The sequence below is a fragment of the Aeromonas sp. S5(2024) genome, assembly GCF_041403025.1.
GTDB classification, from domain to species: Bacteria; Pseudomonadota; Gammaproteobacteria; order Enterobacterales; family Aeromonadaceae; genus Aeromonas; species Aeromonas hydrophila.
The window spans coordinates 1-23,238 of record NZ_JBGLRI010000018.1 but is presented as its reverse complement, the minus strand read 5'-3'; the positions used below and the strand labels follow the sequence as shown (position 1 = coordinate 23,238).

General features: G+C 61.0%; 21 protein-coding genes. 11 read left to right on the top strand and 10 right to left on the bottom strand.

The window, feature by feature from the left end; genetic code table 11:
• The 3 genes from ACB032_RS21965 to ACB032_RS21955 all read right to left on the bottom strand — a co-directional run.
• A partial coding sequence (locus ACB032_RS21965) for a retention module-containing protein (protein WP_371138764.1) occupies positions 1-2,457 on the bottom strand: 2,457 nt, incomplete at its 3' end.
• Positions 2,458-2,685: 228 nt separating this feature from the next.
• On the bottom strand, positions 2,686-4,347 hold the full coding sequence (locus tag ACB032_RS21960) for a putative transporter (RefSeq protein ID WP_017411002.1): 1,662 nt from the start codon (positions 4,345-4,347) through the stop codon (positions 2,686-2,688).
• Between the two features lie 118 nt (positions 4,348-4,465).
• Positions 4,466-5,101 carry a hemolysin III family protein gene (locus ACB032_RS21955; RefSeq protein WP_371138763.1) on the bottom strand — a complete coding sequence of 212 codons (636 nt, stop codon included), beginning with the start codon at positions 5,099-5,101 and terminating at the stop codon, positions 4,466-4,468.
• Between the two features lie 224 nt (positions 5,102-5,325).
• On the opposite strand from ACB032_RS21955, the gene ACB032_RS21950 reads away from it, so the two are divergent.
• From ACB032_RS21950 to ACB032_RS21940, 3 genes are all read left to right on the top strand, one after another.
• Positions 5,326-6,831 carry an aminotransferase class V-fold PLP-dependent enzyme gene (locus ACB032_RS21950; RefSeq protein ID WP_371138762.1) on the top strand — a complete coding sequence of 502 codons (1,506 nt, stop codon included), beginning with the start codon at positions 5,326-5,328 and terminating at the stop codon, positions 6,829-6,831.
• Positions 6,832-6,935: 104 nt separating this feature from the next.
• Positions 6,936-7,487 (top strand): septation protein A, encoded by a 552-nt coding sequence (locus ACB032_RS21945; RefSeq protein ID WP_024946223.1) that lies wholly within the window; start codon positions 6,936-6,938, stop codon positions 7,485-7,487.
• A 25-nt stretch (positions 7,488-7,512) separates the two neighbouring features.
• A complete protein-coding gene (locus ACB032_RS21940; RefSeq protein WP_005309589.1) occupies positions 7,513-7,809 on the top strand; it encodes a YciI family protein in 297 nt (98 codons plus the stop codon).
• An 80-nt stretch (positions 7,810-7,889) separates the two neighbouring features.
• Here the strand turns inward: ACB032_RS21940 and cysQ are convergent, their stop codons facing one another.
• Positions 7,890-8,660, bottom strand: a complete 771-nt coding sequence (gene cysQ, locus ACB032_RS21935) for a 3'(2'),5'-bisphosphate nucleotidase CysQ (protein WP_162901806.1) — start codon at positions 8,658-8,660, stop codon at positions 7,890-7,892.
• Positions 8,661-8,827: 167 nt separating this feature from the next.
• Here cysQ and ACB032_RS21930 point away from each other — a divergent pair, with 167 nt between their 5' ends.
• The 3 genes from ACB032_RS21930 (at position 8,828) to ACB032_RS21920 (ending at position 11,765) form a co-directional block, all read left to right on the top strand.
• Positions 8,828-9,148 carry a ComEA family DNA-binding protein gene (locus ACB032_RS21930; protein WP_011707247.1) on the top strand — a complete coding sequence of 107 codons (321 nt, stop codon included), beginning with the start codon at positions 8,828-8,830 and terminating at the stop codon, positions 9,146-9,148.
• A 94-nt stretch (positions 9,149-9,242) separates the two neighbouring features.
• Positions 9,243-10,154 (top strand): UTP--glucose-1-phosphate uridylyltransferase GalU, encoded by a 912-nt coding sequence (galU, locus tag ACB032_RS21925; protein ID WP_017410998.1) that lies wholly within the window; start codon positions 9,243-9,245, stop codon positions 10,152-10,154.
• 213 nt (positions 10,155-10,367) lie between these two features.
• On the top strand, positions 10,368-11,765 hold the full coding sequence (locus tag ACB032_RS21920) for a peptide MFS transporter (protein ID WP_011707249.1): 1,398 nt from the start codon (positions 10,368-10,370) through the stop codon (positions 11,763-11,765).
• Positions 11,766-11,838: 73 nt separating this feature from the next.
• Here the strand turns inward: ACB032_RS21920 and ACB032_RS21915 are convergent, their stop codons facing one another.
• Positions 11,839-12,810 carry a response regulator gene (locus tag ACB032_RS21915; RefSeq protein ID WP_371138761.1) on the bottom strand — a complete coding sequence of 324 codons (972 nt, stop codon included), beginning with the start codon at positions 12,808-12,810 and terminating at the stop codon, positions 11,839-11,841.
• 340 nt (positions 12,811-13,150) lie between these two features.
• Here ACB032_RS21915 and ACB032_RS21910 point away from each other — a divergent pair, with 340 nt between their 5' ends.
• From ACB032_RS21910 to ACB032_RS21900, 3 genes are all read left to right on the top strand, one after another.
• Positions 13,151-13,828, top strand: coding sequence for a DnaT-like ssDNA-binding domain-containing protein (locus tag ACB032_RS21910; protein ID WP_219279474.1), 678 nt, complete (start codon positions 13,151-13,153; stop codon positions 13,826-13,828).
• 69 nt (positions 13,829-13,897) lie between these two features.
• The gene (locus ACB032_RS21905; RefSeq protein WP_371138760.1) at positions 13,898-14,752 is read left to right on the top strand and encodes a DnaA ATPase domain-containing protein; all 855 of its coding nucleotides are present in this window, start codon (positions 13,898-13,900) and stop codon (positions 14,750-14,752) included.
• Positions 14,753-14,881: 129 nt separating this feature from the next.
• The gene (locus ACB032_RS21900; protein ID WP_207138670.1) at positions 14,882-15,517 is read left to right on the top strand and encodes an SDR family oxidoreductase; all 636 of its coding nucleotides are present in this window, start codon (positions 14,882-14,884) and stop codon (positions 15,515-15,517) included.
• A gap of 110 nt (positions 15,518-15,627) precedes the next feature.
• Here ACB032_RS21900 and ACB032_RS21895 read toward each other — a convergent pair whose 3' ends face one another.
• The 4 genes from ACB032_RS21895 to ACB032_RS21880 form a co-directional block, all read right to left on the bottom strand.
• Positions 15,628-16,824 carry an ABC transporter permease gene (locus ACB032_RS21895; RefSeq protein ID WP_371138759.1) on the bottom strand — a complete coding sequence of 399 codons (1,197 nt, stop codon included), beginning with the start codon at positions 16,822-16,824 and terminating at the stop codon, positions 15,628-15,630.
• A 103-nt stretch (positions 16,825-16,927) separates the two neighbouring features.
• Positions 16,928-18,064, bottom strand: a complete 1,137-nt coding sequence (locus tag ACB032_RS21890; RefSeq protein WP_371138758.1) for an ABC transporter permease — start codon at positions 18,062-18,064, stop codon at positions 16,928-16,930.
• The gene (locus tag ACB032_RS21885; RefSeq protein WP_017410991.1) at positions 18,064-19,068 is read right to left on the bottom strand and encodes an HlyD family secretion protein; all 1,005 of its coding nucleotides are present in this window, start codon (positions 19,066-19,068) and stop codon (positions 18,064-18,066) included. The genes ACB032_RS21890 and ACB032_RS21885 overlap by 1 nt, the downstream gene beginning before the upstream one ends.
• Before the next feature lie 73 nt (positions 19,069-19,141).
• Positions 19,142-20,548, bottom strand: a complete 1,407-nt coding sequence (locus tag ACB032_RS21880; RefSeq protein WP_371138757.1) for a TolC family protein — start codon at positions 20,546-20,548, stop codon at positions 19,142-19,144.
• 290 nt (positions 20,549-20,838) lie between these two features.
• Here ACB032_RS21880 and dusB point away from each other — a divergent pair, with 290 nt between their 5' ends.
• Positions 20,839-21,804 (top strand): tRNA dihydrouridine synthase DusB, encoded by a 966-nt coding sequence (dusB, locus tag ACB032_RS21875; protein ID WP_118880543.1) that lies wholly within the window; start codon positions 20,839-20,841, stop codon positions 21,802-21,804.
• 25 nt (positions 21,805-21,829) lie between these two features.
• Positions 21,830-22,126 (top strand): DNA-binding transcriptional regulator Fis, encoded by a 297-nt coding sequence (gene fis, locus ACB032_RS21870; protein WP_371138756.1) that lies wholly within the window; start codon positions 21,830-21,832, stop codon positions 22,124-22,126.
• A gap of 82 nt (positions 22,127-22,208) precedes the next feature.
• Here the strand turns inward: fis and ACB032_RS21865 are convergent, their stop codons facing one another.
• Positions 22,209-22,841 carry a LysE family translocator gene (locus ACB032_RS21865; protein ID WP_101618024.1) on the bottom strand — a complete coding sequence of 211 codons (633 nt, stop codon included), beginning with the start codon at positions 22,839-22,841 and terminating at the stop codon, positions 22,209-22,211.
• Between the last annotated feature and the right edge of the window lie 397 nt (positions 22,842-23,238).

Genomic DNA, 23,238 nt, shown 5'->3' with positions numbered 1-23,238 from the left:
CAGCGGGTTGGTCTCGTCTTCGGTAACTGCACCGCTGTCAGTGCCGCCGATCACGGCAGAGTCGTTCACACCAGTGATGGTGATGGTGACGGTGTGAGTGGTGCCATCGACTGAGGCCACGGTGAAGGTCTCGACCTTGGTCTCGCCCTCGCCCAGGTACTGCACCTTGCTGTTGTCGACGTTGTAGGTCCAGGCGCCGCCTTCGGTGATGACGAGGCTACCCAGCGCACCCGCACTCGGGGTGCCGTTGCCGGCCAGGAACTTGGCCTCGTCGGCGCCGTCCACGTCGGTCACGCTCAGGGTGCCGGTCTCGGTCAGAGTCGGGTTGGTCTCGTCTTCGGTAACTGCACCGCTGTCAGTGCCGCCGATCACGGCAGAGTCGTTCACACCAGTGATGGTGATGGTGACGGTGTGAGTGGTGCCATCGACTGAAGCCACGGTGAAGGTCTCGACCTTGGTCTCGCCCTCGCCCAGGTACTGCACCTTGCTGTTGTCGACGTTGTAGGTCCAGGCCCCGCCTTCGGTGATGGAGAGGCTGCCCAGTGCACCCGCACTCGGGGTGCCGTTGCCGGCCAGGAACTTGGCCTCGTCGGCGCCGTCCACGTCGGTCACGCTCAGGGTGCCGGTCTCGGTCAGCAGCGGGTTGGTTTCGTCTTCGGTGACCGCGCCAGTATCGCTACCGGTGATCACCGCGGCATCGTTGACGCCGGTGATGGTGATGGTGACGGTGTGCTCGGTGCCGTCCACGGACTTGACCACAAAGGTCTCGACCTTGGTCTCACCTTCGCCCAAGTACTGCACCTTGCTGTTGTCGACGTTGTAGGTCCAGGCGCCGCCTTCGGTGATGGTCAGGCTACCCAGCGCACCCGCACTCGGGGTGCCGTTGCCGGCCAGGAACTTGGCTTCGTCGGCGCCGTCCACGTCGGTCACGCTCAGGGTGCCGGTCTCGGTCAGCAGCGGGTTGGTTTCGTCTTCCACCACGCTGCCAGTGTCGGTGCCGGTAATGACGGCCGCGTCGTTGACCGGCGTAACAGTCCCGGTCACGCCGCCTGTGGCGCTGTTCAGGCCATCGGTGATGGTGTATTCAAACGCGATGTTACCATTGAAATCCGGGGCCGGCGTGAAGACCAGCTGGCCATTGCTCAGGGTGACAGAACCATTGCTGATCGCTACCGTGCCGCCTTCGGCAATGGTCTGGCCGTTGATGGCGGTAATGGTGAGACGATCGCCATCCACATCCGTGTCGTTGCCAAGCACATTGATGGTGACAGTGCCGTCCTCCGCCACCGTGAACTGGTCGTCGCCCGGCAGAGGCGCGGCATTCACCACGCTGTTGTCGGTCCCCTTGGGTGAAGTGTTGCCCACCGGGTCGGTCAGGGTAGCATCCACGGTGATGGGGCCGTTGACCGGCAGATCCGTGGTAGGGATGGTCAGGGTGACCTGGGTACGGCCGATGTCGTCAGTCGTCAGAATTCTGCTGGAGTCAGGCACGCCATCACCGTTCCAGTCCACATCGAGACGATCGCCGGCCTTGGCATCGCCCGGTAGCCGGATGATGACATCCACCCCGTTTTCGCGCTCGTTGGCGGAGATGACATTGTCCGCGCCGTCCTGGATTTCCACTTGCGGCGCCGAGGGCGCGGTACTGTCCACGCTGCCGTCATCGGTCGCGGTGCCGGTGTTGCCGGCAGGATCGGTGACGCTGGCCGTCACTGTGTAGGAGCCATCAACCAGCGGAGTGGTGACATCCACGCTGAAGGTGCCATCCGGATTGACGGTGGTGATCAGGGTTTGCTGGTTGCCATTGGCATCGGTCACCAGCAGGGTCACGGTACTGCCTGCGTCGGCATCCGTGGTTCCGGTGATGGTCGGGGTCGTGTCGTTGGTATTGTCAGGTGCGGAGACGGTGATCACCGGCGGGACGAGATCAATCAGACGATTCTCTTCACCCGGCAGTGCATCAGCGATCACGCCAGCATCGGTCTGGTTGGCCGTATCAAAACCGGCCGCTGCGATGGTGGCATCACCAGTACGATCGATGGTAACGAAACCACCGTTACCACTGGCGCCAGCCACGCCACCAATGCCACCACCACCGGCGGCAGGCGCCCCACCTGCGGCAGATGCTTCAAATGCCTTGGTCGGGTCGGCGCCGCCCAGGATGGCCTGCTGCAGGGCCGCGATGTCATTGGGATTGCCGGACGGCACATTCTGGGCAAGCTGCGGCTCTTGAGACGTTTCATCCTCAACCTGCTGCTCGTTGGTCGGGCTCAGGGTGAAAGTCTGGTTGCCGCCTTTGAAGCTGGCGCCTTCAGGAGTGATCAGCACCGCATCCTTGGGCAGGATATCGCCTTCGGCGAGCTGCTTCTGGCTGCCATCAGCGGCCACCAGGTAAACCTTGCCTTTCAACTGGGTAACGACGACGTCCTGATCCAATGCGATATTGTGGCTGCTCATGTTCTCTCCTGAATCTCTATTGGCATGCAATATTCCACCGTCTAATGTGCCCGCGAATGGCGCCGGAAACCAGTTAGAAAATTCGAATGGATAGACTGATTTGAGGCTGGAACGGTCGGTTAAACAGAAGGGTCAACAACGGTAGGAATGGAAAATAAAACCAAGATGATCAATGTGTTGCATTTTGATGACGGGAGCACTGCGAGTGCCCCCGTCCGGGGCTTCATATCAGGCGCCAGCCCACAGCAGGATGGCCAGCAACTGGGGTGAGATGATGCGCAGGAACATCACCAACGGATAGACGGTCGCGTAAGACAGGGCACTGGCACCACTGGTGGGGTGCATGCCGTTGGCAAACGCCAGGGCAGGAGGATCCGTCATGGAGCCGGCCAGCAAGCCGCACAGGGTGAGGTAGTTCATCTTGCCGTACAGACGGGCTAGCACGCCGACCACCAGCAGCGGGATCAGGGTGATCGCCACCCCATACATCATCCAGGCCGGGCCATCGCCGTTGATCAGGGTATCGATGAAGCCGGCGCCGGACTTGAAGCCCACCACCGCCAGAAACAGCACTATGCCGATCTCCCGCAGCGCCAGGTTGGCACTGGGGGGCATGAACCAGTAGAGCTTGCCGATGCTGCCGATGCGCGACAGGATCAGCGCCACCACCAGCGGGCCGCCCGCCAGACCCAGCTTGAGTGCGGCCGGGAACCCGGGCAGATAGAAGGGGATGGATCCGAGCAGCACGCCAAGGCCGATGCCGATGAACACCGGCAGCATCTGCACCTGCTGCAGTTTCTGCTGCACGTTGCCCACCACATTGGTGACCGCCTCGATGGCGTCGAGTCGTCCCACCAGGTTGAGGATGTCGCCGAACTGCAGGCTGGTCTGGCTGGTCGGTACCAGCTCGATACCGGCCCGGTTAAGGCGCGAGATCACCACGTCATACTTCTGCTTGATGTCGAGATCGCGGATCTTCTTGCCGAGCACCTGCTCGTTGGTCACCACCACCCGCTCTACCCGCAGATCGGTGCCGCGAGTGGAGAGCGAGGTCTCCACCTCCTCCCCCAGCACCAGCAGCACCTTGCGCAGGGCATGCCGCTCACCTACCAGGTGCAGCAAATCGCCCAGTTCGATGCGCGAATCCGGCCGCGGCACCATCAGCTCCTCGCCGCGTTTGAGGCGCGAACAAATGACGTCTGCCTCGTCGAGACTCGGGATCTCGCTCAGCATCAGGCCGTGGATGTTGGGGTTGCGCACCGCGATGTTGATGGTCTGCAGACTCTCCTTGGTCTTGCCGGCCTGTTGTTCAAACTGGGCTGCTTCTTCGTCGATCTTGATGCGAAAAAACATGCGGATCAGCCACATGGTCAACAAGATGCCACAGATGCCGAACGGATAGGCGACCGCATAGCCCATCCCCATCAGGCCGGTGGAGCCGGGCGCAGCGCCAAGCTCCGCCAGGATCTGCTGGCCAGCACCGAGAGATGGGGTGTTGGTCACGGCGCCGGAGAAGACCCCCAGGATCACCGGTAGCGGCACGTCGAACAGCTGGTGCAGGGCGGCCGCCACGGCGCAGCCAAGCAGTACCAGCAGGGCGGCGAAGCCGTTGAGCTTGAGGCCGGAGCTGCGCAGGGAGGAGAAGAAGCCGGGGCCGACCTGAATGCCGATGGTGTAGACAAACAGGATCAGGCCGAACTCCTGAATGAAGTGCAGGGTTTGCTCATCCAGCGCCAGCCCCGAGAGGCCGGCGAAGTGGCCCACTATGATGCCGCCGAACAGCACCCCACCGATCCCGAGACCGACGCCATAGACCCGCCAGTTTCCCAGCCAGAGCCCCAGCACTGCCACCAGCGACAACATGCTGATGGAAAGCGCGATATCACTCATTTCGTGCATCCTTTGCGAATTGAACTGTCCCTAGCTTGTCAGCAAACGTCGCGGCCAACTGTGTGATACCGCACGAATTTATCCTTTTGAGCAGCAAAAAATACCAATTAAGGGCTAGTTAGGCGACGTAACCATAAATGGCCATAAAGTGACAAACGCTGCCCCCCAGCACGAACAGATGCCAGATGGCGTGGTTGTAGGGGATACGTTTGGCCACATAGAAGATCACCCCCAGGCTGTAGATGAGACCACCCAGCCCGAGCAGCAGCAAGCCTTCCCCCTCCAGATGGATATAAAGCTGATAGACCACCAGCAACGACAGCCAGCCCAGCATCAGGTAGGTAAACAGCGACAGCTTCTTGAAGCGGTTGATGAAGAGCAGCTTGAACACCACCCCCGCCAGCGCCAGCCCCCAGATCACCACCATCAACCCCTGTGCCAGCGGCGTGTCGAGCGCCACCAGCAGGAAGGGGGTATAGGTACCGGCGATCAGCAGATAGATGGCGCAGTGGTCGAATACCTTGCACCAGCATCTGGCCGGCCCTTCCGCCATGCTGTGGTAGAGGGTCGAGGCCAGATAGAGCAGCACCAGACTGCCACCATAGAGGCTGTAACTGACCAGCGCCTGAGGGCCCTGCGTCCAGCCCTTGTTCAACAACAACACCAATCCCAGGATCCCCAACACCAGCCCCAGGCCGTGGCTGAGGCGGTTGGCCAGCTCCTCGCGGGGAGAATAATCCGTCACACTGCTCATTGCATACTCCTGCCCAAACTGCGCTCACTCTAGCTGCCGCCATTTCAGAGTACAAGTGTTAGCTTAAAGTGATTTTCATGCCATTTGCCGTGAGTTGAGGAGATGCGCATGGCTGTCACCCGCTGGCCTTTGGTGTATGCTCTGCGGCCGATGCCCACGTAGCTGTTGCCACCGCGCTTGCTCACCACCCAGTGACTCCCTGGCAACCCGGTCTGGAGAACCTGATGAAGTTGACTGAACTGTTTGCACTACCGGATCCGGCCTTCGGCCAAGCCATGACGGATCTGCTGGAGACCTTCCACCACTCGGATGACAGTCAGGCTCCCTACCAGCGCGACCAGTTCACCCACCAGCTCGATCAATCCCGCATGCCGGCCACCGGCATCGCCATGGATGACTATCTGGCCCGCCTGGCCACCCTGGTGCCTGGCGCATCTCACCTCACCTCGCCACGCTACATGGGCCACATGACGGCCCCGTTACCGGCCTTCACCGCCGAGCTGTCCCGCCTGGTGGTGATGCTCAACCAGAACCCGATGAAGATGGAGTCCTCCCGTCTGCTCAGTTTTCTGGAGCGGGAGGTGCTGGCCAAGCTGCACCGCCTCATCTATCGCGCCGACGATCTCTTCTATGACGCCCAGATGCATGCCAAGGATGCCGCACTCGGCGTCATGACCAGCGGCGGCACCATCGCCAACGTCACCGCCCTCTGGCTGGCCCGCAACCGTGCCTGCGGCGACAACCTGTTCGCGCTCTATGAGCAGGGCTATCGCGGCGCCGTCATCCTGGGCTCGCGGCTGATGCACTACTCCTTCGACAAGGGGATGGATCTGCTGGGGCTGGGGGCGCGCAGCGTCTGGCGCCTCCCGACCGACGACCAGAACCGGCTCGACATGGCCGCGCTGGAGCAGGCCCTTGCCCAGTGCAAGGAGCAGAAGCTCAAGGTGCTGGCACTGGTCGGCGTGGCAGGCAGCACCGATTTCGGCTCCATCGACCCGCTGCCTGAACTGGCGGACATTGCCGAGCGCGAGCAGATCCACTTCCACGTGGATGCCGCCTGGGGCGGCCCGACCCTGTTCTCGCCCCGCTATCAGGCGCTGCTGACGGGGATAGAGCGGGCCGATACCGTCACCCTGGATGGCCACAAGCAACTGCTGGTGCCGCTCGGTACCGGCATGCTGCTCTGCCGCCAGCCGGACCTGATGATGGCGGTCAAGCGGGAGGCCCCCTACGCCATCCGCGCCAGCTCCTTTGATCAGGGGCGCTTCACCCTGGAGGGCACCCGCCCGGCCAACGCCCTCTATCTGGATGCCGCCTTCCAGCTCTTCGGCCAGCAGGGTTATGCCGAACTCATCGAGGCCAACTACGACCGGGCCCGCCTGATGGCCAGCCTTATCGACCAGGATCCCGCCTTCGAGCTGATGTCGGCCCCGGTGATGAACCTGCTCTCCTATCGCTGCATCCCCCCTCATCTGCAGGGCAAGGTACTGGACGAGGCCGCCAACGAGCAGGTCAATGCCTTCAACGTCGCCCTGCAGAAGGCTCAGCGCGCCGAGGGGCACAGTTTTGTCTCCCGCACCCAGCGCGCCGTGGGTCGCTACGGCCCCCAGCCGCTCACCCTGCTGCGGGCCGTGCTGCTCAATCCACTCATCGAAGAGCGCCACATCCGCGATCTGCTGGCGGATCAGCAGCGGCTGGGCGCCGAGATCGCAAGGCAGCTATTTGGCTGAGGAACTGGCTGGCGAATGAGCGGTCTTATTCATTTGCCGTTGCCCATCGGGCAGGTACACTGAATGAAATTTTGCGGTCCACTTTTGAGGGCGACGAGCCAGACATGAAGCAATTTATTGAATTTATTCCTCTTATCGTTTTCTTTGCAGTCTACAAGTTCTACGACATCTACATGGCGACCGGTGCCCTGGTGGTGGTAACCGGTCTGCAGCTCGCCTACAGCTGGATCCGCTATCGCAAGGTCGAGAAGATGCAGCTGTTCACCTTCCTGCTGGTCGGCTTCTTTGGCGGCCTCACCGTCTTCTTCCACGACGACACCTTCATCAAGTGGAAAGTCACCGTCATCAACGTACTGTTTGCACTGGGCCTGCTCATCAGCCGCTACGGCTTTGGCAAGAACCTGATCAAGCAGATGCTGGGCAAGGAGCTGCAGGCACCGGATCCCGTCTGGGATCGGGTCAATCTCGGCTGGGTCGGCTTCTTTACCGTCTGCGGCCTGCTCAACCTCTATGTGGCCTTCAACCTGCCGCAGGAGATGTGGGTCAACTTCAAGGTGTTCGGTCTGCTCGGCATGACCCTGGTATTCACTCTGCTAAGCGGTGTCTATCTCTATCGCCACCTGCCCGCCGAGCAGAAAAATGAAATGAAAAAATAACTGCCATCAAGAAAAGGATCCTCTCATGTGGTATCTCATCTATTCCGAAGATGTTCAGGGCAGCCTGCCGCTGCGCAAGCAGGCGCGCCCGGCCCATCTGGCCAGGCTACAGGCGCTGCAGGATGAAGGGCGGCTGCTCACCGCCGGCCCCAACCCGGCCATCGATGCCGAGGATCCGGCCGATGCCGGCTTTACCGGCAGCACCGTCATCGCCGAGTTCGCCTCACAGGCGGATGCCAAGGCCTGGGCCGATGCCGATCCCTATGTGGCGGCCGGTGTCTATGCCAAGGTGACCATCAAGCCGTTCAAGAAGGTCTTCTGACCCAACGCGAATAGCGAAATAAAAAAGGCCGGACTGGCAGTTCACGCCAGTCCGGCCTTTTTGTATCCCGATATCCCGTTTTATGCCTTGGCCACGAACCAGGGGTTGAGGATGTCCGGCTTGTTGTAGCACAGCGGCGAGCCATCGAGCTGGGTGACACTGCCGCCCGCCCCCTCCAGCACCGCCTGCGCCGCACCGGTATCCCACTCACAGGTGGGGGCGAGGCGCGGGTAAAGCTCGGCCCCCCCTTCGGCGATAATGCAGAACTTGAGCGAACTGCCCATGGAGACCAGCTCAATCTCGCCCCGCGCCATGTCACCAAAGCCCGCCAGGTAATCCAGGGTGGCCTGGGAGAGGTGATTGCGACTGCCCACCACCCGCCAGGGCGTACCTTCCTGATGAGGTTGGCTCTGGATAGCCTCACGCTTGCCATCAGCCACTCGCCAGGCCCCCAGCCCCTTGCCGCCATACCAGAGTTGGTCCAATACCGGGGCATAGACCAGTCCCCAGCGCGGTGCCCCCTCTTCAATGAGGGCGATATTGACGGTGAACTCGCCGTTGCGGGAGACGAACTCCTTGGTGCCGTCCAGCGGGTCCACCAGCCAGTAGCGGGACCAACCGTGGCGCGCCGCCATCACCTCCGGCCCGGACTCCTCGGACAATACGGGGATGTCGGGAGTCAGCCGGGCCAACGCCTGCACGATCACCTCGTGCGCGCCCTTGTCGGCGGCGGTCAAGGGGCTTTCGTCCTGCTTGTACTCCACCGCAAAGGGCTGACTGTAGATGGCCATGATGGCGTCACCGGCGGCACGGGCGATGGGCTCCAGCTCGGAAATCGCAGGAAAAAACATAAGAAAAGACATCCTGGTCAAATGGTTAGCACAGTGTACCTATTTTGGATCAAGGAAGCTTATAGCCGTTTGCTCTGACTTATACAGTGTCATATATGACAGACAAAAAGTGGCGCGACTCGGCTAATTCTCAATAGGCATACCAAACCACACAAGGACGTGCCGCCATGAACTACAAGACCCTGACCGCCACCCTGCTGCTGAGCTGCCTGCCCCTGCTCAGCCAGCCTCTGCTGGCCGCCGACAAGCCTGCTGCCAAGCCGGCAACCACGGTCACCGCCGCCAAGGAGAGCGGCAAGGTGAACCTGAACACCGCCAGTATCAATGAGTTGACTGCGCTCAAGGGCATTGGCGAGAAAAAGGCTCAGGCCATCGTCGATTACCGCGAGAAGCAGGGCAAGTTCACTACCGTGGATCAGCTGGCCGATGTGAGCGGCATCGGGCCAGCCACGCTGGAAGCAAATCGGGACATGATTATCGTCAAGTAACCGATCCACCCCCCTTCCATCATAAGGGCAGCCTGTGGCTGCCCTATTTTTCTTCGGGTATCATGGGCCCACTTTGTATCTCTGGACTCTCTCCATGAAAAAGACACCGCTCGTTGTACGCAAAGCCGTTCTTCCCGTCGCCGGTCTGGGCACCCGCATGCTGCCAGCCACCAAGGCCATCCCCAAGGAGATGCTGCCCGTCGTCGACAAACCGCTGATCCAGTATGTGGTGCGCGAAGCCATCGCCGCCGGCATCAAGGAGATCATCCTGGTCACCCACTCGAGCAAGAACTCCATCGAAAACCACTTCGACAAGAGCTTCGAGCTGGAAGCGACCCTCGAGAAGCGGGTCAAGCGGCAACTGCTGGAAGAGGTGCAACACATCTGCCCGAAAGACGTCACCATCATGCACGTCCGCCAGGGGGAAGCAAAAGGTCTGGGACACGCGGTACTCTGCGCCCGCCCGCTGATCGGCGACAACCCGTTTGCGGTGCTGCTGCCGGACGTGCTGATCGACGAGGTGGCCAGCGACCTCAAGCAGGACAACCTGGCCGAGATGGTGCACATGTTCGAAGAGGATCACATCAGCCAGATCATGGTGGAAGCCGTCCCCGAGAGTGAAGTGGACAAATACGGCATCGCCGACATCAAGGGCGAAGCGCTGAGCGAGGGCATGTCTCTGCCGATGCAGGCCATCGTCGAGAAACCGCCCCGCGACGAGGCCCCCTCCAATCTGGCCGTGGTCGGCCGTTACGTGCTCTCTTCCAACATCTGGCCGTTGCTGGAGAAGACCCCCGCCGGTGCCGGCGACGAGATCCAGCTGACCGATGCCATCGCCATGCTGATGGAGCAGGAGCAGGTGAATGCCTACTTCATGAAAGGGCGTAGCCACGACTGCGGCAGCAAGTTCGGTTACATGAAAGCCAACGTGGAATATGCAGTGCGCCATCCGGAACTGAACGGCGAATTTATCACTTGGTTGAAACAGTTTGCCAAGCAGCTGTAATAGCTGAATATTTAACCTATTAATGGAATAAAACACTGGGCATCATTCGATGCCCTTTTTCATTTTATAAACATATATTCAACCATTGATAGATAAAATATCGCTAAATCATAATATTGTAATTTAATCACGCTTGTTCTATAAGGATTATGGCTTGTTCCTAGCCCTTGCATAAAATTTCTAAAAAAATATAAGACACAGGTGGAAGTTCCAATGAATAATCCGTCCAAAGGGACCTTTTTAGGTCACCCTAAAGGGCTTTTTTTGCTCTTTAGTACCGAACTGTGGGAGAGATTCTCCTATTACGGCATGCGTGCCGTGCTCGTGCTCTATCTGACTGACATGACTGCCAACGGCGGGATGGGCTGGACTCAGGCCGATGCCCTCAAGCTGTACGGCATCTATACCGGTCTGGTCTACATCACCCCGATCATCGGCGGCTGGCTGGCAGATACTTTCCTCGGCCAACGCCGCGCCATTCTGTTTGGTGCCGTGCTGATGGCCGCCGGCCAATTTACCTTGGCGCTGCCGCACGCCATGTTCCCGGACATGGTCAACACCGTCTTCTATTCGGGTCTCGGCTTGCTGATCGTGGGTAACGGTCTGTTCAAACCGAACATCTCCACCATGGTGGGTGACCTGTATCAAGAAGGTGACCACCGTCGTGACGGTGCCTTCACCATCTTCTACATGGGTATCAACCTGGGCTCCCTGCTGGCCGGCGTGATCTGTGGCGCCGCCGCAACCGCTTATGGCTGGCAAGCCGCCTTCGTCAGTGCCGGTATCGGTATGCTGCTCTCCCTGGTGGTGCAGGCCACCATGGCCCAGCGTTTCCTGGGTGACATCGGCCGCGTGCCGGCCGCCCAGCGCGCCGCCGAGCAGCGCTCCAAGGAGCAGAAGGCACCGCTGACCAAGCAGGAAGTGGATCGCATCAAGGTCATCCTGGTGCTGGGTCTGTTCACCATCATCTTCTGGGCCGGCTTCGAGCAGGCCGGTGGTCTGATGAACCTGTACGCGCAGGAGTATACCGACCGCATGATCGGTAGCTTCGAAGTGCCGACCGCCTGGTTCCAGTCCCTGAACCCCTTCTTCATCATCACGCTGGCCCCCATCGTTGCCGCCATCTGGATCAAGCTCGGCAAGAAAGAGCCGAACTCCCCGGTGAAGTTTGCCATGGGTCTGCTGTTCCTGGCCGTGGGCTTCCTGTTCATGATCGGTGCCGTGCTGGAGCAAGGTGGTGATCAGGCCGTTAAGACCTCCATGTTCTGGCTGGTCGGTGCCTACCTGTTCCACACCCTGGGCGAGCTCTGCCTCTCCCCGATCGGCCTCTCGATGGTGACCAAGCTGGCTCCGCTGCGCCTGGCCTCCCTGATGATGGGTGCCTGGTTCGGCTTCGTGGCCCTGGCCAACTATGCCGCCGGTTTCATCGGCTCCTTCGTCGGCGAATCCGGTGCCATGGCCATCTTCGGTGGCATCGCACTGGCCGCCGTGATCAGCGCGCTGATCCTGCTGACCATGGCCAATCGCCTGGTCTACTGGATGCACGGTGCAGAAGGTCCGGCCAAAGAGCCGCAGGAACACGACAAGAAGCTGCAATCTGCCGCCGTCTAAGCGGTCCGGATTGTCAGCAACAAAGAGGGCGCCCATTGGGCGCCCTCTTTGTATGTGGCCGTCTGACACGGCCTCAATGATGTCGAACCTGCACATGCAGGGCACTGCCGCTGTCACTGCGAAACTGCAGGTCAAAGGGTTCATGCCAGCTGCGCCTGTGCAAGGCGTAGTGGCTGGTACGCAGCAGACCGAGCGGCAGGCCGCCAGAGCGCACCAGCCAATGGGGCGAAGTCAGCCCGGCATTGGCAAAGACCAGCCCGTCCTCCTGATCAAACAACAGGGCGGCCATGGCGAAGGAGTGGCGCAGGCCGGATTCGACCAGCTGCAGATTGAGGTAATCGAGCAACCGGTGGGGCTGGGTCAGCAGCAGACTCTCGCCACGCTGAAACTGGCGATACGGGGCGTTCATCAGAGAGCGCACCAGAGCGCCGCAAAAGGCGGCATCCACCCCGAGGATCGGCAGCTCCATCACCAGCACCAGCAGCTTGTCATCCACCTTGAAGGTATCGGGAATGAACAGATTGCCCATCCCTTCAAAGGTGACCTGCCAGGGCCCCCATTCCTGCAGGCCCGGCGGCTTCAACCAGGCCAGCAGCCGGGTCGCCGCCTGGTCGTGTTCGCGAAAGAAGTCGATGTGCTCCATCAACTCCAGCTGTTGTCCATAACCGTGATTGGCGCTCAGGCACTGCTCTATGCTGCGACGCACCTGACCGAAGTCCGAGATGGGCTTGAGCAGGAAATCGCGGGCACCGGCGCGCAGCGCTCGCTCGACCACCTCCATCTTGCTCTGGGCCGAGATGACGATGACAGGAATATGGGGGTAGCGGGCCGTGAGACAGGCGATCACCTCATGCCCATCCATGTTGGGCATGTTCAAATCACATAACACCACATCGGGATGATAGAGAGCGGCGGCAGAGAGACCTTCAATGCCGTCTTCTGCCTGGAAAACGCAGGCACCATCGTGAGCGAGATAATTGACCAGCGAGTGGCGAAAAACGGCTTCGTCCTCCACCACCAGGATCCGTAGTCCGGCTTTTGACATCTTGATAAAGCTCTTATTAGTCAACCAGTTATTTAGCCTCAAGCCTAGACCATAACCGACTGCATTGACCAATCAGATGATTGAATAATCGCCGAAAAATCCATGCCCGGTAGCTATTCTGGCGGCCAACTGCTTGAAATAAAGCAGCTAATGATGCTCATCAAAACTCAGCTTTTTCTCCTCTTTGCAACTTGGCTGACAAAAAAACAGCGTCATACGAAAACAAGCAACCCCGATTGCGGACGAGCCAACCACCCGCCGGTGGTGCCGGGCATGCCATCAATTGTATGAGACTCCGCCATGGGGGATAATACCGCCACGTCCGTCAATGAAGCATGCCATGACCCCTGCCGAATACAGCGCCCTCGCCCATCCCAAATTGTCCCACCCGGCCCGCAGCCTCTATACCCTGCAGCTGCGCCGACTGGTGCTGGAGAATCAGCTGGCCAGGCTCAACTACCCCGAACTCGGCCGGGCGCTGGCGGTGGTCGACCCGGGCGATCCCAGCGGTTTTTCCTTTCAGGTCAATGCTCGCCAGCTGACCGAGCTGTTCGATGAGCTGATGGAGGCGGGTTTGCTGCAAGTCGAGGCGCAAACCGACAGTGAGCACTACCATCAGTGCCCGTTCCAGCTGCCACTGCTGACCCAGCGAGTGCGCAGCCCGCTGCCGGAGCGCCCGTTCCAGATGCACCTGCAATGGCGCCCGGATACAGAGCTGCCGGCCCTCGCCCGCCTGTGTGGGGTGATCGATGCCAGCTACAGCGAAGAGGATCTCGGCGAGTTCATCGCCTACTGGCTGGGGCGGCCCGAGGTGTTCGACTCCCAGCACCAGTGGATGCTCAAGTTCATCCGCGCCCTCAAGACCCGCCGCTATACCCGCCGCAAGCCGATGGAGGCGCAGGGCTACCAACAGGTGACCCAGGCACAGGTCGAGGCGGGCCCAAGCAAGCGGGCGCAGGAGATGATCGAAGAGGCCAAGCGGTTGGCCGGCCAACCACAGGAACCGGATAATGATTGATAGCAGGCACCGCCAGCAGGCAAAATCAGAGACCTGTCCCCACCCCAGACCGAGCAGAAGGAGCATTCCATGACTGACCCGCACGATCCCCTGCGCCAGGAGCTGGAAGAGATCGAAGCCAAGCGCCAGAAGATCGCCAAGGCCAAGCAGGATCATCGCGTTCACGACCCGGAATTGAGCCGCCACGTAGGAGGCCTGCTGGAGCGCATTCGTCGTCTTCAGCAAGAGACCGGCGGCAGCCAGTACGACTACGAGACCCTGCGCAAAGAGTACGACGCCAAGGCCAATGCCGAGGTGCGCGAGCTGCAGAAAGCGGCACGCCAGGAGCGGATCCAGAAGCTGATCGCCCAGGCCGACCTCAACCCCGACTGGGTGTTTGAACGGATGGATGCCGGCGATCCGGCACTGCAATATCCCATCGAGACCGCCCGCTACTTCATCAGCGGTTTCGAGCACTGGGAGAAGAGCGGTGGCGGCTGCATGCTGATCTACGGTGACTACGGCACCGGCAAGTCGACCCTGGCGGGTGCCGTGGCGCACGAGTTGATCGCACGCCACCAGAAGTCGGTGATCTTCCAGCAGTGGGCCTCCATCGTGGACAGGTTGTTCTTCAACGTGATCCCCGATCAGGACGAGCGCAATCAGTACCGGCGCGCCCTGGAAGAGGTGGATCTGCTGATCATCGACGAGGTCTCGGCCAACCGCGCCAAGATGGCGGAGAGCCAGTCCAGCTTCCTCGGCCACCTGCTGCGCCGCCGTCGCAACCTGTCGAAAAGCGTCATCCTCATCACCAACCACAATCCTCAGAGCCTGCATCAGGCGATAGGTGATTTCGCGTTCGAAGCGATCAAGGCGTTCAATCCGGTGGATATCCACCTGAGCGGCCCCAGCCGTCGCCCCCATATCGGCCACTACAACGGCTGATCCCCGTGCGAGCCAGGCTCCGCCCCTGGCTCGCCGCTTCCCTCTTTTCCTAGACAAATAAAAACAACTCTCATTTACAGCTTCCCCACAACCCTCTAGGCTAGCCCTTTCGTCAAAGGGAACAGCAGCATGCCAACCACACTCATCTTCGGAGCCAGCCGCGGGCTGGGCCGCGCCTTCACCGAACAAGCCCTGCAGCAGGGCCAGCGGGTCATCGCCCTGATCCGCAGTCCCGAGGTGGCCACCGAGCTGCGCGCTCTGGGGGTCGAGGTCGTCAGCGGTGATGCCCTCGACCCCCAGGCGGTAGCGGCGGCCTGCCAGCTGGCCGGTGACGAGGCGCAGGTCATCTCCACTCTCGGCAGTTTTCGCCAGACAGAGCCTGTCGACTATCTAGGCAATCGTCAGGTGATCGATCAGATGGAGCTGGCCGGGCTCAAGCGCCTGCTGCTGGTAACCTCCCTCGGTTGCGGCGACAGCTGGCAATATCTGCCGCAGCGGGCGCGGGCAGCCTTCGGTCACGAGGTCAGATTGAAGAGTCTGGCGGAGAGCTGGCTGCAGACCAGTGCGCTCGAGTGGACCATACTGCGTCCGGCAGGTTTGCAGGATGGCGAGGCCACCGGTCAGGCTGTGCTGAGCCAGGGCGAGGAGGTGCACGGCCTGGTACGTCGTGCCGACGTAGCCGCCCAAGGGCTGCGTCTGCTGAGTGACAAGACGGCGCACAGCCAGATCTACGCCATCGGCGATCCCGAGCTCCAGCGCGGCTAAAGCAGCGCCAGCGTCACTGAGTCCAGCACATACAAAAACGGTCAGCCCAAGGGCTGACCGTTTTTCGCTTTACCGCACACGCTGTATCACGCGCGCTGGTACCCTCCCGCTTAACCGGCGGTCGTTTCACTCTGCAAGGCAGGCTGGCTGGCAACCGGCAACGACGGCTGCCGCCAACGCAACAGCAGGCACGCCAGCGCACCGTAGAGCAGCGCCAGCCCCCACAGTTGCCACCAGTAGTGGGAGACCTGAGCAAACTCGGCCCCCATCTGGTTGAGCCGCAGAAAACCTTCGATGGCCGGGGTGCTCGGCACCCACTGGGCCAGCCAGTTGAGCGGAGTCGGGATCAGCTCCAGCGGCCAGATGAAACCGGCCAGAAAGACCAGCGGCAGCGAGGAGACAAGCACCACCTGGGTCGGCAAATCCCGGCGGGTAAACAGTGCCCCCAGCACCACTCCCAGCCAGGTGGTGGCCAGCAGGAACGGCAGGGTGAACAGCCAGAGTGCGGCCGACTCGGCGGTGCGCACTATGTTGTAGTGATCGAAGCAGAAGCCGAAGAAGTAGCTCACCGGCAGCACGAACAGCCCCCCCACCACCAGGGTACGGGCCAGCAGCAGTGGCAGGATGGGGGCATTCTGCCAGTAGCCCGCCTCGCCACGCTGGCTGCGCTGGTTCTGGGTTGCCCCCAGGATGCCGGTGCCCATCAGCAGCACCTGGTGCAGGATCAGCACGAACACCGCCGGTACCACGTAGTTCACATAGCCCATGGTGGGGTTGAACACCGGCAGCACGTTGAGTGCCACCGCATTCCAGCCCATGGCGGCCTGCGGCAGGACTTCACCGTGGCTCAGCAATCTGGCGACCTTCACCTGGGCGGCCAGGGTGCCGCCCGCCTGGGCCAGCCCCTCGGCAATGGTGCCGTAAACCAGGAAGTAGGAGGCATCGCCGGCATAGCCCAGGGTGACGCTCTTGCCCTGCATCAGATCACGATAGAAGTGGCGGGGAATGTGCAAAATGCCGCTCCCCTGCCCCGCCAGCAGCAACGCACGAGCCTCATCCAGACTGCCCGCCCGCGCCACCAGTTTTACCTGTGGCGTGGCATCGGCCATGAACTCCAGCTGACGCGACAGCTGACTGCCATCCTCGTTGACCACCACCACCGCCTCTTCCCGCGGCAGCTGGTGCAGATAGGGCTGCGGGTAGAGGAAGGAGTAGAAGAAGACGCCGCCGAACAGGGTGAGCATGATGGCCCTGTCCGCCAGCAGGGTGCGCAACTCGAGGCGCAGCAGATCCCAGAAACCTAGCATGTCATTGGCTCCTTCCACCGCCAGGAGGCAGCGATTTGTGGCGCCAGCGAGAGGCACCAATCAATCGCCCGCCACTCAAGGCGTGGCAAATCCCAACATCCCATCATGACCTGAGCTCCTCATTAACGGGGGCCGCGCTCGCCTGGGCCTGATAGCGGCGTACCACCAACAGCAGGGGCAGCAGAAACAGCAGCAGGGCGCCAAACTGGGGCAGGGCCGCCGCCAGCGGTTGACCGTAGTTGGTCTGGCCTATCTGCAGCTCGACATAGTGGGAGATGGGCAGCAGGCTGCGCCAGAACTGGGCGAAATCTCCCATGGCGCTGACCGGAAAGGTAACCCCCATGAAGGCAAAGCCCGGCGCCGTGTAGGCACCGGCCAGCGACAGGGCACGGGCCGGATCCCGGATGATGCCGTAGAAGAAAGCCCCCATGCTGACACAGGCGGCCGACGCCAGCCCCAGCCCTGCCGTCAGCACCAGCCAGCTGCCCTGCATCGGGTAACCAAACCCCTTGAACAGCAGCAGGCTCCAGCCCAGCCCCCAGCCCCAGCCAATCAGCACGTGGGGCAGCAGGGTGCGCCAGAGACCGAACCAGACCCCTTTGGTGGTCCAGTCCAGCCCCAGCCGATCGGTGCGGGCCAGCGCATTGATGCCGTAGAGCACCACCAGGATCTGCCACACCGCCGGCAACAGGGCACTCAGCAGAAACTGGGCATAGCTGGAGTTGATGTTGTAGAGCGCCGTCACCTGGCTGGCGATGGGCACCGCCTGCCCCAGCGCACCGGGCAGCGCCTTGCCACCCGCCATGGCCGAGAGCACGCCCACCTGACCGTTGAGCGTCCCGACCACCTGGGCCAGCGCCGAGTTTACCAGCTTGGCGATCAGGATGAACTGGCCGTTGTTGAATACGGTGACCTGCGGCTGGGTGCCTTGCCGGGCATCCCGCTCCAGGTGGTTCGGCAGCACGACCAGGGCGTAGATGTCACCCCCTCGCAGCGCGCTGGCCCCTGCGTCGATGGAATCAAACTGCTGGGCGACCTTTAGTCCGGCGGAGGCATCCAGCGAGAAGGCCAGCTCACGTGACAGCAGGCTCTGATCCAGATCCACCAGACCTATCTTGAGATCCCGCGCCAACCCGGCCGAGAAGACCCAGCAGAGGATCCCCATCAGCAACAGGGGTAGCCAGCTTGCCAGCGCCCGGCCGAACGGATCCCGCCACAGCAACCGCCATTCACGTCCCATCAGAGTTCGACCAGCACGCTCATGCCGACCCGCAGCCCCTCAACCGGTTGCAGCGGGCGCGCCTCCACCTGGAAGCTCTTCATGTCAAAGCCCTGGCGGGTATCGGTGGCACGCCAGGTGGCGAAATCCCCCATCACGGCCACATGGGTCACCTTGAAGCGCACCGTCTGCTCGCCCAGGCCGGGAATACGGGCATCGAACTCGGTACCCAGCGCAAAGCGGGGCAACAGATCTTCGCGCACGTGGAACTGGGCCCAGGCATCGCTCATGTCGAGCAGGGTCACCACCGGGAAGCCCTGCGGGGCCAGCTCGCCGCTGCGCAGCAGCACCTGGGAGACCTCCCCGGTGTGCGGGCTGGCGATGCGGGTATCGGCCAGGTAGGCCTCCACTTCGGCCACGCCGCCGGCTGCCATCTTGGCCTGCTCGCGCGCCGCAATCTTGGTCTCTTCCCGCGCCCCTTCCAGGGTCATCTGGTATTGCTGCCAGGCCATGCCTTCGCTGTACTTGGCCGCCTGCCAGGCAGTCCAGGCCTCATCGCGCTTTTGCAGCGGCATCACGCCATCCCGATGCAGGCTGGCGATACGCTCGTAGGTCTTGCCGCGCAGCAGCGCGGCTGCCTTGGCCTTTTGCCACTGATCCTTGGCGGCGGCAATCTGCTGCGCGCGCGCCCCTTTCTCGGCCTCCTCGGCCATGGCGCCGGCCGCGGCCTGACCCGCCTTGGCCTGGCTCAGCTTGGCTTCGATTTCCGGGCTGGCCAGGGTAAACACCAGCTGATCCTTGGCAAGCTGATCACCCTTCTTGACCAACACCTCGTCGATGCGGCCCGCCACCTTGGAGGAGACGGAGTACTGCTGCGCCTCGATCTGCCCCTGCAGGCGCACCGGCTCCGGCTGATAGGCCAGCCAGAAACGCCAGCCCAGCCAGATGACCAGCAGCACCAGCGCCAGTGGCAGCAACAGCGGCTTGGCCTGGCTCATCTTCTTCTTGATGGGGGGATGACTCATGCATTCACCTCGGCAAACGGGCGACCCTTGGCGGTCGAAACAGACATGGAAAAAGGAGCAAAGTGGCGCGCGATCATGAATTCACCTCGATCACTTGCCCATGCTGATATTGATTGAAACTGTTCATCTGACCGGAGAGCGCCAAGAGGCGGGCCAGCGAGATCACGTATTGATAGGCGGCAGCGGCGCGCTGGGTCTTGACCCCGGCCAGCTGGTTGCGGGCATCTACCACGTCGAGGGAGGTAGAGAGACCCTGCCCAAACGCCTTGTCCCGCAGCAGCACGTTCTCCTCGGCCAGCGCCTGGGTGGAAGAGAGCGACTGGAACTCCTCCAGCCCCTGCGCCGCCTCGCGCCAGGTCTTCTCGACCAGCAGTTCCAGATCCTGGCGGGTCTTGGCCTGCAGCAGATTAACCTGCAGCTCGGCGCTCTTGGCCGCCTGTACCGTCTCGGAACGGCCGTCACGGCTCACCAGCGGCATGCTGACGCCTACCCCGACCAGCCAGTCCGGCGTGGTCTTGGAGGCCAGCGAGTCATCCTCATAGAGGTTGTAGTTGCCGAACAGGAACAGCTCGGGGGCGTACTTGCCCTTCTCCAGCTTGATCATTCCCTGCGCCTGCTCCTTCTTGGCCGTCAGCAGCTTGAGACCGGGATGCACCGCCAGCGTCTCCTGCACCAGGGCGTCGAGCTCGGGCATCTGCTGATTGATGAAGAGCTGGGTATTGGGCTCGGCCTGCTTGAGCTTGAGCATGTGGCCAAGGGCCAGCTGGGCGATCTCCATGCTGCGCCTTGCCTTCTGGGTATCAATGCGTGCGCGGTCATAGGCCGACTGGGCGGAGAGACGTTCGACCCGGGCAATCTGGCCCTGGGCCTCCAGCTTCTTGGCATGCTCCAGATGGTGGGACAGCCCCTGCTCGATCTCCTGCTTGGTCTGCACCACCTGAGCCGCCAGCACCACTCCGAAGTAGGTCTGGGAGAGGCTCTCGAAGGTGGACTGCTGCTTCAGTACCAGCAACTGCTGCGCCTCGCTCACCTGGGCCTGGCGAATGTCCTGCGCCGCATCGATGCGGCCACCGGTAAACAGCGGCCACAGCATCTTGACCGAGCTGGTCACCACGTTCTGTTTGGTGAGGGGGGTGACGAAGTCGTTGGGCGTCAGCTTGAGCGCCTGCATGATGGGCGCCAGCACCTTGCCGAATTCCGGATGGTTGGCGATGGGGTTTAGATCCATCATGTCCAGTTCCATCGGTTGATCGAGGTGGGTATAGCTGGCCCCCACGTCCACCTTGGGCAGATACATGGCCTTGGCCGCCTCGCGCAGTTGCTGCGCCCGCTCCACCCCTGCCTGCTCGGCCGCCAGCCCGTCATCCTGGCGGATGACCCGACTCCAGGCCTCGCTGAAACTGACCGTCTGGGCCTGGGCCGAGCCCAGCACGGCACCAAGCAGACACGGGTAGAGAGATTTGATGAACCTTGCCGTCATACATCCCCAATCTGTTTGTAATGAAATTGTTTGGAGCCTTTGCTCGATACAAGCTCGCTATCATAACGCAAACCGGTCCGGGATGGGGACAGGCAAATCGCCTCTCCCCTCATCCATTTGACCCCGCCAGTCCGGCTCGACAATATGTCTGATTTTCAAGCACTCCTGAATTTGCAAGCCTTGGCGCGACGTTTTTTTCAGAAAAAAATGGCTGACGCTCAAATACTAACCTTTTCTCCTGACTAAAAAATGCGTAATATACGCCGCCCTAAGCCGATGGTAACCGTGGAATGCAGATAGGTCCCCACACGCTTGAAACTCCCCTGATCGTGGCTCCCATGGCCGGTGTAACAGACCGACCATTTCGTGAACTTTGTTTGCGATTGGGCGCCGGCATGGCCGTTTCCGAGATGCTGCTGGCCAACCCGGATGTCTGGGATACCCAGAAAACCAGGATGAGAATGGATCACTCTGCAGAAGGTGGCTTGCGATCGGTCCAGATTGCCGGAGCCGACCCCGAGATGATGGCGTTTGCTGCCCGCTACAACGTGGAGCAGGGCGCTCAGATCGTCGACATCAACATGGGATGTCCGGCAAAAAAAGTGAATAAGAAGCTGGCAGGTTCCGCCCTGCTGCGCCAACCCGACCTGGTCAGAAGCATCTGCCGGGCCGTAGTGGACGCAGTGGAGGTACCTGTCACCTTGAAGATCCGCACAGGATGGGATCCGGATAACCGCAATGGCGAGGAGATCGCCCGAATCGCCGAAGATTGCGGTATCGCGGCCCTTGCCGTGCATGGTCGTACCCGTACCGACCTCTATCGGGGCGAAGCGGAGTACGACACTATCAGGGCGATTAAGCAGGCCGTATCGATTCCTGTTGTCGCCAATGGCGACATAGACAGCCCGGAGAAGGCCCGGTATGTCCTCGACTATACCGGCGTTGATGCCGTGATGATCGGCCGTGCTGCGCAAGGACGACCCTGGATTTTCCGGGAAATCCGTCATTTTCTTGAGACGGGCACCAAGCTGCCGCCTCCCGAGAGGGAAGAGGTTCGCACCCTGATGAACGAGCATGTAACCAACCTGCACCAGTTTTATGGTGCATATCTGGGAGCGCGCATTGCCCGTAAACACGTGGGCTGGTATCTGGATGAAGAAGAGACGGGCCGAGAATTCCGTAAGCACTTCAATGCCCTGGATTGTGCAGATGCACAACTCGAGGCACTCGAAGCGTATTTCGATGGATTAGGTTAACGCATAACTAAAGAGCCGACCGAATATGTTCGAACAAACCCTGACTTCTGATGCATTGGTAACAACTACTCACAATCACGCTGCCGAGCCGACCCAGCGCCCCCTGCGTGACTCTGTGCAACAGGCCCTGCGTAACTACCTGGGCCAGTTGAACGGTCAGGAAGTGATTGATCTGTACGATATGGTTCTCTCCGAAGTCGAAGCTCCCATGCTGGACGTGATCATGCAGTACACCCGTGGTAACCAGACTCGCGCCGCCGTGATGATGGGCATCAACCGCGGTACTCTGCGCAAGAAACTCAAGCGCTACGGCATGAACTGATTTCAGTCAGCCTGCTGCAGTGCAGACGAAGGCGTATCCCAGCGATGGGATACGCCTTTTTCTATACCCGGCGTTTACCCTCTTACTCCACGGCCAGCTTGATGCCAAGCCCCACGAACAGCCCCCCCATCAGGCGGTTGAGCCAGCGGCCCAACCAGCCAGGCAAGGTCACCTTGCGACTCGCATAGGCGGTCGAGAAGGCCAGCAGATGGCACCAGATCATGCCGTTGAAATTGAAGATGCAGCCCAGCACGACAAAGGCCAGCGCCTTCTGCGGTGCATCGGGAGCGATGAACTGGGGAACAAAGGCGAGGAAGAACAGGGCTACCTTGGGATTGAGCACATTGGTCAGCAACCCTTGCCGGAAGATCCGGCCGTAGGAGAGCGCAGGCAGCCGCACGGCAGGTTCGCGCACAGCCGGTGAGCCAGCCCCTTGCCACAGGAGCGAGCCGCCCAAATAGACCAGGTAGAGCGCCCCCATCAACTTGATAACGGTGAACAGCTCGGCCGAGGCACTCAGCAAAGCCGACAGTCCCAGCGCCGCCGCCAGCACATGCACCATGGTGCCTGTCCCTATTCCCAGCGCAGCCACCGAACCGGCCCGCCAGCCTTGTGAACCGCTGCGCAGCATGATGAGCAGGGAGTCCGGTCCCGGCATCATGTTCAACAGCAGACCGGATACGACAAACAACGCCAGATCGTGGATCCCCAACATACACAGCTCCTTATGCCTGAAAGAGACAGTCTATGGATCCAGCTTGCCTTGTCATCCCCCGCAGCAGCAATAGTGATCATCGACGAATGGAATAGCCGGGCAATTCAAGCGCTAAAAGCGCTCAGATCCTGTGGCCGGAGGGAATAGTGAGACTTAAAAATGAGGAGATGAACATCGAGATGTCGATGTGTTCAACAACACCAATCTAGCGGTGCTGAAGCATTCACGACAAAGGGGGAGCAATAATTAGAGCTGGCACCAAGACCACAACACGCTGAATTTCAGGCAATAAAAAACCCCGCTCAGATGAGCGGGGTTTCTCGTGTTGGGTGCCTGGCAGTGTCCTACTCTCGCATGGCGAATGCCACACTACCATCGGCGCTACCGCGTTTCACTT